Raw genomic sequence first — 16,877 nt, forward strand, 5'->3', positions numbered from 1 at the left:
ATCTCTTGGAATACTGTCTTAGTGTCGTCCATGCTGTCACGGAACTGATCAACAGAAGCAAGTTTAACGGTTTCGCCTAGTTCAACTGTACCTGAATCTGGCTGTTCTGCGCCGCTTAGCATCTTGAATAGTGTTGATTTACCTGCACCGTTGGCACCAACGATACCGACGATAGCACCCTTAGGCATGCTGAACGATAGGTCGTCGATAAGAACGCGATCACCAAACGATTTAGTCAGGTTGTTCACTTCAAGAACTTTGTCACCTAGACGCTCACCTGGTGGGATGAACAGTTCGTTAGTTTCGTTACGCTTCTGGTATTGGCCAGTCGTCAGTTCTTCAAAACGAGCCATACGAGCTTTAGACTTAGCTTGACGGCCTTTAGGGTTTTGACGAACCCATTCAAGTTCTTTCTCGATTGTCTTTTGACGTGCGCTTTCGCCCGCTTTTTCTTGCTTAAGACGCTCGTCTTTTTGCTCTAGCCAAGACGTGTAGTTACCTTCCCATGGGATACCTTCACCACGGTCAAGTTCTAGAATCCAGCCTGCAGCGTTGTCTAGGAAGTAACGGTCGTGGGTAATCGCCACAACAGTACCGCTGTAATCGACTAGGAAGTGCTCAAGCCATGCTACTGATTCTGCATCCAAGTGGTTGGTTGGCTCATCAAGAAGCAGCATGTCTGGCTTTTCAAGAAGTAGACGACAGATAGCAACACGACGACGCTCACCACCTGATAGGAATTCAATTTTCGCATCCCACTCAGGAAGACGAAGTGCGTCAGCAGCACGCTCTAGGGCTGTTTCTAGGTTGTGGCCGTCTTTTGCTTGAATCAGCGCTTCTAGTTCGCCTTGCTCTTTTGCAAGTGCATCGAAATCTGCGTCTGGTTCTGCGTACGCTGCGTAAACCGCATCAATACGCTTAAGTGCGTCAGCAACGTCAGAAACCGCTTCTTCTACGATTTCACGAACCGTTTTTGATTCGTCTAGTACAGGTTCTTGCGGTAGGTAACCTACTTTAAGACCTTGTTGTGCTCGAGCTTCACCATCAATATCAGTATCAATACCAGCCATGATACGTAGTAGGGTAGATTTACCTGAACCATTTAGACCCAAAACACCGATTTTAGCGCCAGGAAAAAAGCTAAGAGAAATGTCTTTAAGAATTTGACGCTTAGGTGGAACAGTTTTGCTCACCCGAGACATGGTATATACGTATTCAGCCATTGCCGATCGATCCTAATTATTGTTCAAAATTGTCTGCTATTTTATACCAATATCCTCAAAGATGTTACTCCTAGGACAGAAAAGCCATTCTTGAACGAATCCTTACCTATTATTGTCACATTGGTCATTAAAACTATATTTAATAAGCTTCTGGGGCGAAGTGTTAAATATTAATAATATTTACACTCAAATCCTTTACATTTGATGTGATGTCGGGCGTAAATAGACTTCACGTATTCATACACGCACTAAGGAAATAGCGAATGTTTTTCCGCATTGGTAATACGAAAATTGCTGTGGCTGCATCGGCAATTTTGTCTTCGGTTTCACTGGCTCCGGTCGCTATGGCTAGCAATGCCTCCGAGCTTGAAATGCAGCGTGATGTTTATGATAGAGCGCAAGAGGTTTTAGATAACCGTGACCTAAAAGCTTACTCCGCGTTACGTAACAAAATTCAAACATACCCTTTAACACCTTACACCGATTATCGTGCCTTCTTATTAGGTTTAGGCGAGCGTACTCCAGCTGAGGTGGATGCTTTCATTGAAAAGAACAAGGCTCTGCCATTTTCAAATCGTATGCGTGCGCCCTATTTAGATCTAATGGCCGCTCAAAAGAAGTGGAAGACTATCCTTGAATTTCAAACCCAAGAGCCAGTTGGTGAAAAATACCAATGTATCTATTACCGAGCGCATTATGAGCAAGGTAATCAAGAGATCGCCTTCAAAGGGGCGAAACAGCTTTGGTTGAGTGGCAGTGGAGTTGATGACGCTTGTGACCCACTTTTTGAAGGATGGGATAAAGCCGGTTTAAGAACGGATGATCTGATACTCGAAAGGATGCTATTAGCGTTTGAAGGCCGTAACGGTAAGCTGATGACCTATCTGATTAAGCAATTAGATCATGATGAGTCAATTGCTCAAGCGAAGCAGATGAAGGCGTTGTACAACAAGCCTGAAAATGTACTCGCGTTTGCTAAGAAGCACCCTGCGAATGAATTTTATCAAGCGCAAACCGAGTTTGCTTTCGAGAAGTTAGCAAGGAAGTCATCAAGCAGCGCTCAAGAGGTGTTTGATGACGTCATCAAGGCTCAAAAGTTCTCGAAAGAGAAGTCTCAAGAGCTTGCTGATTACCTAACGTTTCGTTTGATTAACACCGATTCTGAAGAGTTGATGGCGTGGCGAGACCAGATGCTCGCGAGTTCATCAAAGCAAGTTCTGCTCGAACGACGTGCTCGCTTAGCGATTCAACATGCCGATTGGACGGGTTTGAAAGAGTGGATAGCGCGCTTGGATGACAAGCATCAGGCTTCGCTTCGTTGGCAATATTGGCAGGGCAGAGCTGAAATCGCGACGGGCGATACTGACAAAGGAAATAAGCGACTGTCAGATATCTTGGGTCAGCGTAATTTCTACAGTGTGGCTGCGGCTAAACAGTTAGGTAAACCGGTTCAATACCCAACATCGACACTTAAATACAATGCTGAAACAGTGAAGCCATTCGGCACCTCTTTGGTGCGTATTGGTGAGCTAATTGACCGAGATAAAATTGCGGCAGCGAAGAGTGAGTGGCGTTGGTTATTAACTAATGCAGATAAAGAGCAAAAAGCGATGCTTGCCGCTCATGCTGCGACACAGCGATGGAATCACTTTACCGTAACAGCGAGTATCTCTGCGAAGATGTGGGATAACATTGCGCTGCGCTTCCCTGTTGCTCATAAGTGGTGGTTTAACTTCTACGCTGAAAAGCACGATCTCGACCCGATCACCTTGATGTCTTTAGCAAGACAAGAGAGTGCGATGGACTCAGAAGCTCGCTCTCCTGTTGGCGCGCGAGGCATCATGCAAATTATGCCAAAGACGGCGCAATACACGGCGAACAAACATAAGATTAGGTATCAGGGCAGCGATGACCTTTATGATGTCGGCAAGAACATTGAGATTGGCAGTCACTACTTAGATGGTTTACTCGCTCAATATGATGACAACCGTATCTTTGCGTTTGCGGCTTATAATGCTGGACCTAGCCGTGTCAAACAGTGGCGTTCACGTAGCGATGAAAAACTTGATGCCTTCGCTTTTATTGAGATGATTCCATTCAAAGAGACTCGCGGTTACGTTCAGAATATCTTGATGTTTGAGACCTACTATCGAGATATCTTGGGTGAGAAAGGGACGTTTTTAGCGCCCCATGAGGCAAAAACGAAATACTAAGCCTTCGGCATTTTGCCCGAAACTGAGTAAGAATAAAGGCAGTGAGTGCGAACCATTTCCACTTACTGCCTTTTTACATTGGATCGCATCAAGTGTTTCGGTATAAAGTGTTAAACGCTTTCAATCGTTAAGCGACTCTTTAAAGTCAGAATTTAAAAGTAAGTGTAGAGATATGGCATCACAACCTGAATATGATAATTGGCAACAACTGATGGACTTGGTAAAGACGGCTGTCGAAAAAGATCAGCACGAGCTGTTGTTGACCATGATGATGACACCAGACGAGCGAGATGCTCTGGTTGCTCGAATTAATATCTTCTGTGAGCTGATGAAAGGCGATATGTCTCAACGTCAGGTGAGTCAAATGCTGGGCGTAGGCGTAGCGACGATCACCAGAGGCTCAAATGAGCTAAAGGCCAAATCTGAACAAGAGAAAGCCGTGATCGCCGACCTATTGCTAAAGTAATAATGGAATTAAGCATTCACTAAATAGTGAGAATACGAATTCGATAAAAACGCTAACTGAATGTTAGCGTTTTTTGTTTCTGAAGATTGTTCTCTGAGCCTCGAAATTTAACGAAGAACTAAATAGGAAAGTGCTCAGGATTCACAAATGGGATCAGAGCTAAAATTAAAGCCTGATGATAGACCGAACTGCGCGACAGTTGGTTATGTGTCAGTAGGCCAATGGCGCCACCTTTCTGTTTGATGTTATCGGTACCAAACACTTCATCCATCACATCCCCTAACTCGTTTGCATGCTCTAGTTTCTCAAGCACGGCTGGTGGCAGCATCAGGCTTGCTGAACGAGACTCGCCACGTTGACCATTCGCTTCGATCACCATCCAAGCAAAGGTGACGCTTGTTTCTATTCCCGCTTCTAGACCAACATAGAAGTCTGCATCAGGCTGAGCTTGAGTTGCATTGTGGACACGATTCACGGCACCTTGATAGGTTTCATCATTGCTCATCGGTTGATCGGCGACACCACTAGGGACGCTGATGCCTTTGAAATCAAATTCAGTATCAGGAAAAGCAGATAAGAACGCACTTTTAACGGCGTTAATTTTAGCTGGGTTCAGCGATGCGATGATTACAGATTTCATGTGTCGGATTCTTTTTGTTGTCGATTAGATTGAGTTGATGTTGTCGGTACCATTCACTCAACTCTTCTAGTGGCATGGGTTTACCAAAGTAATAGCCTTGCAGCATATCGCACTGTGCATCCTGTAACCACTGGTGCATGTCTTGTGTTTCAATCCCTTCGGCGGTGACCTTTTTCCCCTGAGCATGACACAACCCGATAACTGGTTTTACGATGTTCTGGTTATCGGTCTCAATTAAGGTATCCAAAAACGCTTTATCCAATTTAATTTTCTGAGTTGGATACTGCACCAGTTGAGTGATGGAGGTGTAACCGGAACCAAAATCATCAATCGCCAGTCGATAGCCCATGCATGACAGTTCGTTCAGTAATGGAAAGCCTTCTGAATTTGAGTAAAAGGTTTCCGTGATTTCAAAATCGATCAGGCTTGGTGGAATTCGATTTAACTCCGCGTGTTCTTTAATGAAACCCGCAAGGTGAGTGGTTTCAATGCCAGCAGAAGATAGGTTGATCGACAATTGAATTGAGTGATCAAATTGAGCCTGAAGTCGATGGAATGAAGCAAACGCATTCTGTATTACCCAGCGGTCAACATGTTCGAACAGCCCGGTTTGTTCGGCTATTGGAATGAACTCATCCGGTGGAACCAAACCAAGTTGCTTTGAATTCCAACGTAATAACACCTCAACGCCAATAACATCAGTCCCGGTAGAATCCATGTAGGGCATGTAAACGAGCCTGAATTCATCATCAAAATTCTTACCTCTAAGCGCACGTTCAATGTCTGCTTGGCGCTGAATGGCTTTGTCTAAATCCCGTGAATAGTCAGCAAATTGGTTTTTACCGGCACGCTTGGCTTGGTACATCGCAGTATCCGCGTTGGACAGTAGCTTCTCGATTGAGTTGCCATCATTAGGGTAGGTCGCAATACCAATACTGACCGTGATCGGAAAGCTGCCTGATTCGGTGACAAAGCCTTTTTGCAGTGGAGTCAGTAAATCCGTCGAGAATCGATGCGCGACATTTCCTCGGTGACTAGGAGCGTTAATGTAGACAACGAACTCGTCTCCAGAAAGTCGGGCTGGCATACAATGAGCGTCGAACTCCGCTTTATAGTGACGACAAATATCAGAAATACGCTGAGCAAAAGAGACCAGAATCGAGTCGCCGATTTGATGTCCGTATTTGTCGTTCACAAACTTGAAGTTGTCCAAGTCAAAATAGAGAACCCAGGTTTCGGTATTCGAACTCGGTTTTGGCAACGATTGCTGAACGAAGGTTTGAAACTGATGCCTATTGGCTATTTGGGTTAACTGATCATTTTCGGCCAAGAGCTTGGTTTGCTGGTAGGTGTTGTCTAGCTCTTGGTACATGTCATAAAAACGCTGTGATAGGCGGCCAAGCTCGTCACGAGTGCCTAAGCGTTCAATGTTCTTACGTTGTTTCTTTTCGACTTGCTGTAGCTGTCGATCGAGTCGTGTTATTGGAGTAATCACAGTGCGAGACAGAAGCATGAGTAGAAGAGCGACAGTTACAAACGCAGACAGTGCAAACGACAAGCTCAGCTTGTTCCAAATCGAATCGAGCTTATTTTCTAACAGGAATTGCGCCGGATCGACCGTGGCGTACAGTTCTGGTGCAAGCTTGACTGAGTGGGTGACATCATTTTCCAAAGAAACCGCTATGGATGTGAAGAACAAACTGGTTTGGTAGTCGAACTCTATTTGTTTTCTCAGCGCATTAAACTTGTCGAGAGAGACAGAGACAACAACAAAGAACACATCGTCGGGCTGATTGCTTGCGGTTGGGAAAATCGCTTTTCTATCTACCTTGTCGTAGTGAACCAACATTCCTTCGCCTTGGGAGTTTTGAATATAGTTGGTACTCGATGTTGCTAGGGTGTCTTGATAGTGCTGGTCAACATACTCCAATATCTTACTGTCAATCTGAGTGCGTGAGTCGTTGCTATTATCCGCGTAATAACGCAGTTTTCGATCACCATTAAGAAGTGCTAAGCCGGTATAACTTTCATCGTCATCTTGCAGGAAATGTATGGCTTCTCGAAGGTTACTGACCAGTTCAAGATCGCGAGATAGATTTTGATCAGTGAGAAAGTAACGCTTCACCATATCACTTTGGGTCAAGGTGTAAGAGTAGCTATTAAGGAACGAACGAGATTGGCGAAAGTAACCGGCTAGCTTTTCCATGTTCAGCTGAAGTGCGTTGTCTTCGCGTTTGATGAAGCTACTTTTCTGTGTCGAATAAATAATATAGCTAGAAGCCGCGGTACTGATCAGTATCACAGGGGCTATCAGTAGTAAGATTTTAGTACTTAGCTTCATAGTTAATGACAACACTATTTATAATTTAAGCGCGTAAGTTTATGTTACTTAATGCTTACTCGCTATTAATTACACGTAGTTCGATGATTTCCTGTGAAGGGGGTAAGGTTTTGTCTTTATTGATAAAAAAGCCACTAATGAGTTTTTTGTTAGAAAGGCGTAGCAGTGGATGGAGTACGCGTGCCGAATGTGCGAAACAAGTGAATGGTTTCTCAGGCATGCTAGGGGATGTGTTCTTAGCTCGAATCGTATTCGGCTAGAGGGTGATTTAAGTATTTGGCCTACTGTAGGCCAAATACTTATGTTAGCTAAAAGCTGATACTCACTTTCAGCTATGACAACTTAACTTGAGTCGCTTTGATGTTCTCACTTGGGTAGCAACCCAACACCTTAAGGTGGCGAGTAATGGCTGTTAGTTCCGTTATCGCTTGTTGCATATTATCTGAATCCAGATGCGCCTCTAAATCGACATAGAACATCTCTTCCCAAGGGTTACCCATGATAGGACGAGATTCTAGCTTGGTCATGTTGATGCCTAAGCGTTGCAGGATCAATAGTGTCTCTACCAAAGAGCCCGCCTCTTGAGATGTCGACATGATGAGCGTCGTTTTCGCTGGTATTTGAGTTGATACTTCAACAGGTTTACGCGCCACAACAATGAAACGAGTGTGGTTTTCTGTTTGGTTTGCAATGTTGCCTTGGATTGGCTGAAGCCCATAAAGCTTACCGCTCGATGCATTACCAATAGCAGCTACGTCATTACCACCCAGTTCTTTAACCTTTTTCATTGCATCAGCGGTGCTTGCGCAAGACTCAAGGCTGACGCCCTTAAGGCGGCTCAAGAACTCACTGCATTGCTGATGCGGTTGTGGATGGGAATAGAGCGTTTTGATGTCTTCTAATCGGATATCACTTTTCGCTACTAGGCAGTGTTCGATTGGTTGAGAAAGCTCACCAACGATGTAAAGCGTTGTGTGTTGAAGTAGGTCATACACTTCGTTAATCGAACCTGAACTGGTGTTCTCAATCGGTAGGACACCGTAGTCGGCATGGCCAGACTCTACTGTTGATGTGACTTCTTTGAAGTGATTACAGTTCAGCTCAATCAACTCCATATTCTTGCGGCTGAAGTATTCGCGGCTCGCAAGGTGAGAATATGATCCCTTAGATCCTAAGAATGCAACGCGAGCCAATGGTTTGCGGCTTTGCGGGTTCGCTAGGTTTTGTAAATATGACTGCTGTAGTAAAACGGAATCTTCGATGATGGTGTGAAACAGCTTGGTAATGTATTGCGCATCCAATTCGTATTTATCTTTGCCGTTATTGATCAGCTTAACTAATAGTTGTTGCTCTCGTACTGCATCACGAACTGGTTTTGATGTCTCTACTTTGCTTTTAGCGACTTCGATACTTAGCTTGCGACGCTCCGAAAGTAACTTCAGGAGTTCGTCGTCTAAATCATTAAGACGAAGGCGGATATCATCCAGTGAAATTGAGCGGTCAGTCATAAATGTGTCCTTATAAAAAAGCCTCCCTAGTGTGGGAGGCTTCTTGTTCGTTTTTGACTTGTTTCTCTAAAACGACTTAGCCTCCGATTTACGGAAGAAAAAAGAAGTCAAAAATAAACAAAGATTGAGTGTGCATAAAAAGTGATTGTTTTATGAATGTTTAAACACAATAAGCAAGCGAGCTACGAGCGTCAAGCAAAAAAATAGCGCCCAGAGGCGCTATTTTTTAATCTGTTATCTTTCCTTATTCTACTTCAGCTTCTAGCTCTTCGATTTCAGGCTTTTCAGCGCGGCGCGCTTCAGGTTTATGGCGTAGCTTGTTGAGTTGACGCTCTAGTTTTTGTTCTACTTCGTTGATCGCTACGTAGAGGTCGTCATGGATTGATGAAGCAACAAGTTGGCCTTTTGGTACGGTTAGAACCGCTTCAAATTTTTTCTTCTTGTTTGGTTCTTCGCTAAAGCTCGCTTGGCAGCCAATGATGTCTACTTGCCATTTATCCAGCTTTTTAAATTTGCTTTCTATGTGATCACGGATTGCAGAGGTAATGTCGATGTTTTTACCAGTGATGTTCATTTTCATAGAAGTTTTCCTCTGTTGTATCCCTCATGGGTTAACTTCAGATTACGACTTTTAGGAATAAAGAATGTGATCTAGATCTTGTTTTGGCTGGGAGGAATAAGCATTAAAATCAAATGTGATCTTACGCAAGTCTTGATATGTTTTTGGTGAAAAATGCTTGTTATCCTTATGAAAAACGATAACTTGGAGGCAAGGCTTCGCTAAAAATTAAACCAGTTTTTAGGGGCGTCCTACAGCCTATGGAAAGTGCTTGATTGAAATTTACTCAATAGTGTTTTGTGATAAAGGTCTCGTGATATAGATCTCGCGATCTAGATCGCTACGTAAGCTTCTTCAGAATTAGATAAACAAAAGCCGCATAAGTTTTCTTATGCGGCTTTTGTGTTTTTTAGCTTATACCCAATACCTTTGGCTCTCCAGTTCTGGGATTGAGGCGAGCCTAGTCGTTAGTGTTCAGTAATCTCGCTGTGCCGTCCTCTCGGATAGCATTGATAGCTTGTAATTGTTTATAGATTACGAAGTAACGATTGATGTTGGCAACATAGGTTACGGGTTCTTTACTCACGTATTTGCGAGTGATGATTTCTACGTTTTTAAACCAGATGTTTGGGTTGTAACCTTTCTGCTTGGCAATGCGCCTCATCTTTCTGATCTTAGCAGGACCAGCGTTGTAAGAAGCCAAGGTAAAGTAGATTTGATTGTCGGGTGATATTGCCGGGTCGTCAAAATATCGGTCTTTGATAAAGCGCATATACTTCACACCCGCATGGATGTTGTTATCCACCTTATGGATGTTCTTGATGTTGACGTTTTTATCTTTGGCGGTACTCGGTAATACCTGCATCACACCAATAGCCCCGCGATGAGAAACCCGGCTCTGATCCAGTCCTGATTCTTGGAAACCTTGAGCCGACATCATCAAAGGATCAAATTCATACTTGCTTGAATACTTTTCAAAGACATCTGAGAGTTTAGCAACTCGGTCTACTTTATTGGGGTTGAGTGCTCGGCCTAACCAGCGAGTATTGTCGATGTATTTCTGGTAGATGACGTTTCCAAGCAGGGTGCCTGTTCGTGCGGTCTTGACGTATTTGTTTATCTCTTTCTTCAGTTGAGGGCTGTCTTTTCTTAGAGCCCAAGCAATACGACCATTTTCTCGCAAAGGTAAGTCGTTATGGACTTGAATGTTATCCATTACATCGATCCAGAGCTTGGCTTTATGGTTATCTAGAATTGTACCTTGTATATAACCTTGGTTAACCAACTCTATCAGCTCGTAGTCTTGTAATGACTCCTCGATAAAGTGGACATGCAGTGGTGGTAAACCTAGTTCGTTAAGCTCCTTATTGACTCTTTGTACACTCTCGAAGTAACTCGAGCTTGCTCGTATCCACACCTCTTTGCCGCTCAATTGCTTGATTTCGGTGATAGGTTCGGCTTTTTTCCCTGTGATAATGAGTTCTTTACCATCTTTAATCATCGGATCTGAAAAATCGATGGTTCGTAGTCGTTTGTCGGTGATCGTTAGGTTAGCGACAGCGACATCACCATAGCCAGACTCTAGAGAGGGAAGTAGATCATCTCGTTGCACGGGGATGATTTGAACATTGAGATAGGGATGTTTCTTACGAAGGCTTTTCTCAAAGTGGTAGAGCATTTCTGCCACGATGCCTTTTGGCTTGCCATCCTCGATGTAATAGAAACCAAGATCGGCAGATACGAGCACTCTAACCGTTCCTTTGGTTTTGAGCACATCCAAGTCACCCATGTAAGGCTTATTGCTTAATGGGGACAGTTCTAATGCGTAGGATAAGTGGCTAAATAGCGATATCCAGATAAATAATAACAACCTACTCACATCCACACTCCATGTTGATGTTTTGTTAAAAGTTATCTTTTGAAGATACCGTGTATTATGCGATCCATCAAGTTTGCGATATGTAGATGAAAAAAAGCGCGCTAGTAAATTAGCGCGCTTTTTGGATTGAGATGTAAGAAGTTTGATTAAGGTAGTGGGTTTAACTCAATCAACTTTTCTGTTCTTAACACAGCGTCATCTAGGCCGAGTTGTTGATAAGCTTTTAGCTGGATATCTAAAGACTTACGCGCAGCAATGGTGTCTGGGTAAGTTTTTTGCAGCTCTTGCGTTCTGTTGATCGCAGCAATCCAAGCTTCGCGGCGTAGGTAGAAATCAGCCGTTGCTAAGTCATACTCCGCTAGGCGGTTTTTCAGTGCGAACATGCGTTTTTGTGCATCTTCAGCGTATGGGCTTGCAGGGAAACGTTCTAACAGTCGTTTGAAATCAGCAAACGCTAGCTTCACTGGTTCTGGGTCTCGGTCACTACGGTCGATATTAAAAATATCGTGCATGAAGTTTCGGTCTTGCGCCATGTGCGTTAAGCCGCGCATGTAAAGAACCCAATCTTGTTTCTCATGCGTTGGGTTCAAACGTAGGAAACGTGAGATGGTAGCGAGGCCAAGTGCCAAGTCATCATTTTTGTAGTAAGCGTAAATCAGATCGAGCTGTACTTGCTCAGAATAGGCGCCGAATGGGTAACGTGAGTCTAGGGCTTCTAGCTTTTCTATTGCTGAAAGCCAGCTACCGCTCTGCAGTGATTCTTGAGCGTCAGAGTAGAGAACCGATGGTGGTACATCTGGCACTATCTCTTCACTACTTGAACAACCAACCAAGAGTGATACGGCTAATAGACCCGATAAAGTAAGGTGTTTCATGTCAGGCGTCGATTCCTTGAATTAAATATTTCGTAAGCTTCCGTTACTTTCTAACCAGTAACAGATACAATGATGCAATTATTCTATTTTATCCATACTAATGGGTATTAGTCTCACGGTTTTTAAAAAAGTTCGATATGGCTCAGCAGATCACATTAACAGACACAGTAAAAAGCAGCCAGTTAGGTCAACGTTTAGACCAAGCTGTCGCTGAACTATTTACCGATTTTTCTCGCTCTCGCATTAAAGAGTGGCTTCTTGACGGCAAAATCCAAGTGGATGGCGAAGTTATTACTAAGCCGCGCGTTAAGGTTTTGGGCGGTGAAGAGATCATCTTGCAAGCTGAACTTGCAGATGAAGAGCGCTGGGAAGCACAAGATATTCCTCTAGACATTGTCTACGAAGATGATGACTTATTGGTTATCAATAAGCCTCGCGATCTGGTTGTACACCCAGGCGCAGGCACACCGGATGGAACCATACTAAACGCATTGCTTTTCCATTACCCACAGATTGCAGAAGTGCCTCGTGCAGGTATTGTGCACCGTCTTGATAAAGACACAACAGGTCTTATGGTTGTGGCTAAAACGGTTCCAGCTCAAACTCGTCTTGTGCGTGCTCTTGCTAAGCGTCGTATTACTCGTGAATATGAAGCAATTGCAATTGGCAAAATGACCGCTGGTGGTGTGGTAGAGAAAGGCATTAGCCGTCACGCAACTAAGCGTACTCTAATGGACGTAAATGAATTAGGAAAGCCAGCGGTAACTCACTACCGTGTTGCTGAGCACTTCCGCGAACATACTCGTATTCGTCTACGCCTAGAAACGGGTCGTACTCACCAAATCCGTGTTCATATGTCATACCTTCAGCATCCGCTGCTAGGTGACGTTGCATACGGTGGCCGTGCTCGTATTCCAAAAGGTGCATCTGAAGAACTAACAACAATGATTCGTTCTTTTGATCGCCAAGCACTGCACGCCGTTATGCTTAAATTTGTTCACCCAATTACAGGTGAAGAAGTTGAGTTCCACGCTCCTGTGCCAAATGACATGGTTGTGATGGCTGAAGCGTTACGTGTTGATGCGCGCGAAAACTTGGAAGACGACATTTAATCATGTCGATGATCATCCCTAACTGGAATGCACCAAAAAACGTGAAAGCATTTGCTTCGACACGTTTTGATGGTTTTTCTACTGGTGCGTATCAAGGATTAAACCTAGGTACGCATGTTGGGGATGATGCTTCGCTTGTTGAAAACAACAGAGCCTGGCTCAAGCAACACGCTAATATGCCTGCAGCTCCGGTTTGGCTAAATCAAACTCACTCAACAGATGTCGTTACGGTTTTACACCCTACGGCAGATATTCTTGATGCTGACGGTGCATTTACCACAGCTAAAGGTGTTGTTTGTTCTGCGATGACAGCCGATTGCTTACCTGTAATCCTTACTGATACCAAAGGCACTCAAGTTGCTGCAGTTCATGCTGGTTGGCGTGGTCTTGCTGGTGGAATACTTGAAAATGCCGTCGCAAAGTTTTCAAACCTAGATTCAGAAAATAAGATTATTGCTTGGTTTGGTCCGGCAATAGGCAATCAAGCCTTTGAAGTAGGCGATGATGTGTTGGAAGCTTTCGTTAGTTTTGACCCTCAAGCTAAGCTCGCATTTGAAGCCAAAGCTGAACCAGGCAAATGGCTAGCGAATATGTCTCAGCTTGCAACGCAACGACTGAACAAAGTTGGTGTCACTTCTGTTACAGACTCCAATCTATGTACCTTCGCTGATGCCGATGCGTTCTATTCTTATCGTCGTGATTGTATTACTGGACGCCAAGCTACTTTTATTTGGTTAGAGTAACCTTTAGCTAGTGCAACCAGTCATCCAGCTCATTTATATTTTTATAACAGCTCTATTCTTCATTCTTATCCCTTGAAAATCCGCGTTACCGTATCCATCTTCTAACCATAAGATAAACATATCTAAGAGTAGGAAGGTTGGCATGCGTCTCGATCGATTCACTAGTAAATTCCAAATTGCGATATCTGATGCTCAGTCGCTCGCATTAGGTCGTGATCACCAATATATAGAACCTGTACACCTAATGGTGTCTTTGCTTAATCAAGATGGTAGTGCAATTCGCCCGTTGCTCACCATGCTGAATATTGATGTGGTTCAATTGCGTTCTAAATTGAGCGAAATATTAGATCGAGTGCCTAAAGTAAGTGGCATCGGTGGTGACGTTCAGCTATCGAATGCGATGGGAACGTTGTTTAACCTATGTGATAAGGTCGCGCAAAAGCGTCAAGACAGTTACATATCTTCAGAAGTATTCCTACTTGCTGCTATTGAAGACAAAGGTCCTTTAGGAAACCTACTTAAAGAGCTTGGTCTTACTGAGCAAAAATTATCTCAAGCTATTGAACAAGTTCGCGGTGGTCAGAAGGTCGATGACCCTAATGCGGAAGATAGACGCCAAGCACTCGAGAAGTTCACCATTGATCTGACTGAAAGAGCAGAGCAAGGCAAGCTGGATCCGGTAATTGGCCGAGACGACGAAATCCGTCGCACGATCCAAGTACTTCAACGCCGCACTAAGAACAACCCCGTCATTATCGGTGAACCAGGTGTTGGTAAAACAGCAATTGTCGAAGGTTTAGCGCAGCGCATTATCAATAATGAAGTACCTGAAGGTTTGAGAGGTCGACGTGTACTTTCGTTAGATATGGGCTCTTTGATTGCCGGCGCTAAATATCGTGGTGAATTTGAAGAACGTTTAAAATCAGTTCTTAACGAATTGTCGAAAGAAGAGGGCAACATCATTCTCTTCATCGATGAAATTCACACCATGGTAGGTGCGGGTAAAGGCGAAGGCTCTATGGATGCGGGTAATATGCTGAAACCAGCGTTGGCTCGTGGTGAACTTCACTGTGTAGGTGCAACCACACTCGATGAATACCGCCAGTATATAGAGAAAGATCCTGCGTTAGAGCGTCGATTCCAAAAAGTGATAGTCGATGAGCCAACTGTGGAAGACACGGTTGCTATTCTTCGTGGTTTGAAAGAGCGCTATGAACTTCACCATCATGTAGAAATTACCGACCCTGCGATTGTCGCTGCGGCAACCTTATCCCATCGATACGTTTCTGATCGCCAATTGCCGGATAAGGCGATTGATCTGATTGATGAAGCGGCTTCGAGTATCCGTATGCAGATCGACTCAAAACCTGAGTCGCTAGATAAGCTCGAGCGTAAAATCATTCAATTGAAGATCGAGCAGCAAGCTCTTACCAATGAAAATGATGAAGCCAGTGAAAAACGCCTTCGAACATTACAAGAAGAGCTTTCTGACAAAGAACGCGATTTCGCAGAGCTTGAAGAAGTGTGGAATGCAGAGAAAGCCGCGCTTTCTGGCACGCAACACATCAAGTCAGAGCTAGAACAAGCTCGTATGGATATGGATTTTGCGAGACGTGCAGGTGATCTCAACCGAATGTCTGAATTGCAATACGGTCGAATCCCAGAATTAGAGAAGCAGTTAGATCTTGCGACTCAAGCTGAAATGCAAGAAATGACGCTGCTACGTAATAAAGTCACCGATGCAGAAATTGCAGACGTGCTATCTAAACAAACAGGCATCCCTGTTTCTAAAATGCTAGAAGCAGAGAAAGAGAAGCTTCTTAAAATGGAAGGTGTTCTACATAAGCGTGTTATTGGTCAAGCGGAAGCAGTCGAAGTGGTATCGAATGCGATTCGTCGTAGCCGTGCAGGTTTATCTGATCCGAACAAACCGATTGGCTCTTTCTTATTCCTTGGCCCAACTGGCGTTGGTAAAACTGAGTTGTGTAAAACGCTCGCGAACTTCATGTTTGATAGTGACGATGCAATGGTGCGTATCGACATGTCTGAGTTTATGGAGAAACACTCTGTTGCTCGCTTAGTTGGTGCTCCTCCGGGTTATGTAGGATATGAAGAAGGTGGCTACTTAACAGAAGCAGTACGTCGTAAACCTTACTCGGTGATTTTGCTAGATGAAGTAGAGAAAGCGCATCCGGATGTTTTCAATATCTTATTGCAGGTGCTTGATGATGGACGCTTAACCGATGGACAAGGTCGTACAGTCGATTTTAGAAACACGGTAGTGATCATGACATCCAACCTTGGCTCTTCGAGAATTCAAGAGAACTTCAATACGCTCGACTACCAAGGAATAAAGAATGAAGTGATGGAAGTGGTAGGTAAACATTTCCGTCCTGAGTTTTTGAACCGAGTTGATGAAAGCGTGGTGTTCCATCCATTGGGTCAAGAGCACATTCAGTCGATAGCCGCTATTCAGCTTGAGCACCTTAAGAAGCGCATGGAAGACAATGGTTATGAGCTTGAAGTCTCGGATAAAGCACTCAAGTTGATTTCTCAAGTTGGTTTTGATCCAGTATATGGCGCGAGACCTTTGAAAAGAGCGATTCAACAAAGTGTCGAGAACCCGTTAGCGAAAGCTATATTGGCAGGAAAAATTAATCCAGATAAGAAAGTACAGCTATTAGTAAACAACGACCGCATTATTGCTCACCAATAGTTGAAGTAAGAACTGTAGGTACGATTGGCCGAAATTAAGGCTTAATCGTACCTATTTTGAACGCTTTGTGTGAATAGTGTTCGAACGGTCGCCGGTGGCGGCTTTTTTTCGTTTTTAGCCTTGTGCAAAGGATTATTCTCTCTATAATGCGCCTCCGTTGCCAAGGATAACCAAGCGGTTTGAACTGAGTAACAAGACGGTGATAAGCATTTAAGATGCTTTGAAAAATTAGCTGGAAAAAGTGTTTGACACTGGAATCCAATCCGCTAGAATGGCCGTCCACTTCGAGAGGCTCCTTACTAAAAGGAACGCTCAACAAGTAAAGCTCTTTAACAATTTAAACCTATCAATCTGTGTGGGCACTCGTTGATGAATATCAAAACGTTTTATCGTTAGATAAAACAGATTCTTCGGAATCAAAATTGATTTCAATGAACTGAGTGACCAATACGTTTAACTACTTGTAGTTATTCGGCACAGTCAATTCATTACCATTCTGTTGGGATGGTAATAGCTTTAGAATTACATGTTTCTGTTCTTTTTCGAAAGAGCGGTAAATATTAGTTTTGAAGTCAGTATTCGTTGAGTCACAAAATCTTAAA

General features: G+C 43.8%; 13 protein-coding genes and 1 other annotated feature. Of the genes, 6 read left to right on the forward strand and 7 right to left on the reverse strand.

Annotation, left to right across the window (positions count from 1 at the left end; translation table 11 throughout):
• On the reverse strand, positions 1–1,223 hold a 1,223-nt coding region (gene ettA / locus IQQ51_RS09300), incomplete at its 3' end, for an energy-dependent translational throttle protein EttA (RefSeq protein WP_228012758.1).
• A 263-nt stretch (positions 1,224–1,486) separates the two neighbouring features.
• Between ettA and sltY the strand changes: the two genes are divergently transcribed.
• Both sltY and trpR read left to right on the forward strand, forming a co-directional pair.
• Positions 1,487–3,436 carry a murein transglycosylase gene (gene sltY / locus IQQ51_RS09305; RefSeq protein ID WP_086971427.1) on the forward strand — a complete coding sequence of 650 codons (1,950 nt, stop codon included), beginning with the start codon at positions 1,487–1,489 and terminating at the stop codon, positions 3,434–3,436.
• 172 nt (positions 3,437–3,608) lie between these two features.
• A complete protein-coding gene (trpR, locus tag IQQ51_RS09310) occupies positions 3,609–3,902 on the forward strand; it encodes a trp operon repressor (protein ID WP_048615039.1) in 294 nt (97 codons plus the stop codon).
• 118 nt (positions 3,903–4,020) lie between these two features.
• Here the strand turns inward: trpR and yjjX are convergent, their stop codons facing one another.
• Complete coding sequence (yjjX, locus tag IQQ51_RS09315) at positions 4,021–4,542, reverse strand: inosine/xanthosine triphosphatase (RefSeq protein WP_193840875.1); 522 nt, start codon at positions 4,540–4,542, stop codon at positions 4,021–4,023.
• Positions 4,505–6,883 carry a putative bifunctional diguanylate cyclase/phosphodiesterase gene (locus IQQ51_RS09320; protein ID WP_193840876.1) on the reverse strand — a complete coding sequence of 793 codons (2,379 nt, stop codon included), beginning with the start codon at positions 6,881–6,883 and terminating at the stop codon, positions 4,505–4,507. The genes yjjX and IQQ51_RS09320 overlap by 38 nt, the downstream gene beginning before the upstream one ends.
• 137 nt (positions 6,884–7,020) lie before the next feature.
• On the opposite strand from IQQ51_RS09320, the gene IQQ51_RS27750 reads away from it, so the two are divergent.
• A complete protein-coding gene (locus tag IQQ51_RS27750; RefSeq protein WP_265584312.1) occupies positions 7,021–7,143 on the forward strand; it encodes a hypothetical protein in 123 nt (40 codons plus the stop codon).
• Positions 7,144–7,215: 72 nt separating this feature from the next.
• Here the strand turns inward: IQQ51_RS27750 and pheA are convergent, their stop codons facing one another.
• The 4 genes from pheA to IQQ51_RS09340 all read right to left on the reverse strand — a co-directional run bounded on the left by pheA (position 7,216) and on the right by IQQ51_RS09340 (position 11,704).
• A complete protein-coding gene (gene pheA / locus IQQ51_RS09325; protein WP_193840877.1) occupies positions 7,216–8,391 on the reverse strand; it encodes a prephenate dehydratase in 1,176 nt (391 codons plus the stop codon).
• 12 nt (positions 8,392–8,403) lie between these two features.
• Positions 8,404–8,525, reverse strand: a sequence feature (Phe leader region).
• A 110-nt stretch (positions 8,526–8,635) separates the two neighbouring features.
• Positions 8,636–8,971, reverse strand: a complete 336-nt coding sequence (gene hpf, locus IQQ51_RS09330) for a ribosome hibernation-promoting factor, HPF/YfiA family (RefSeq protein ID WP_004735034.1) — start codon at positions 8,969–8,971, stop codon at positions 8,636–8,638.
• A gap of 439 nt (positions 8,972–9,410) precedes the next feature.
• Positions 9,411–10,835, reverse strand: coding sequence for a lytic transglycosylase F (locus IQQ51_RS09335; RefSeq protein WP_321162974.1), 1,425 nt, complete (start codon positions 10,833–10,835; stop codon positions 9,411–9,413).
• A gap of 140 nt (positions 10,836–10,975) precedes the next feature.
• Complete coding sequence (locus IQQ51_RS09340; protein ID WP_048606835.1) at positions 10,976–11,704, reverse strand: outer membrane protein assembly factor BamD; 729 nt, start codon at positions 11,702–11,704, stop codon at positions 10,976–10,978.
• A gap of 137 nt (positions 11,705–11,841) precedes the next feature.
• On the opposite strand from IQQ51_RS09340, the gene rluD reads away from it, so the two are divergent.
• From rluD to clpB, 3 genes are all read left to right on the forward strand, one after another.
• Entirely contained in the window at positions 11,842–12,816 is a 975-nt protein-coding gene (rluD, locus tag IQQ51_RS09345) for a 23S rRNA pseudouridine(1911/1915/1917) synthase RluD (protein ID WP_017056156.1), read from the forward strand.
• 2 nt (positions 12,817–12,818) lie between these two features.
• Positions 12,819–13,559, forward strand: a complete 741-nt coding sequence (gene pgeF / locus IQQ51_RS09350; RefSeq protein WP_193840878.1) for a peptidoglycan editing factor PgeF — start codon at positions 12,819–12,821, stop codon at positions 13,557–13,559.
• 142 nt (positions 13,560–13,701) lie between these two features.
• Complete coding sequence (clpB, locus tag IQQ51_RS09355; protein WP_048606842.1) at positions 13,702–16,275, forward strand: ATP-dependent chaperone ClpB; 2,574 nt, start codon at positions 13,702–13,704, stop codon at positions 16,273–16,275.
• The last annotated feature ends 602 nt before the right edge of the window (positions 16,276–16,877 follow it).

The organism is Vibrio sp. OPT18, assembly GCF_015163615.1.
GTDB classification, from domain to species: Bacteria; Pseudomonadota; Gammaproteobacteria; order Enterobacterales; family Vibrionaceae; genus Vibrio; species Vibrio coralliirubri.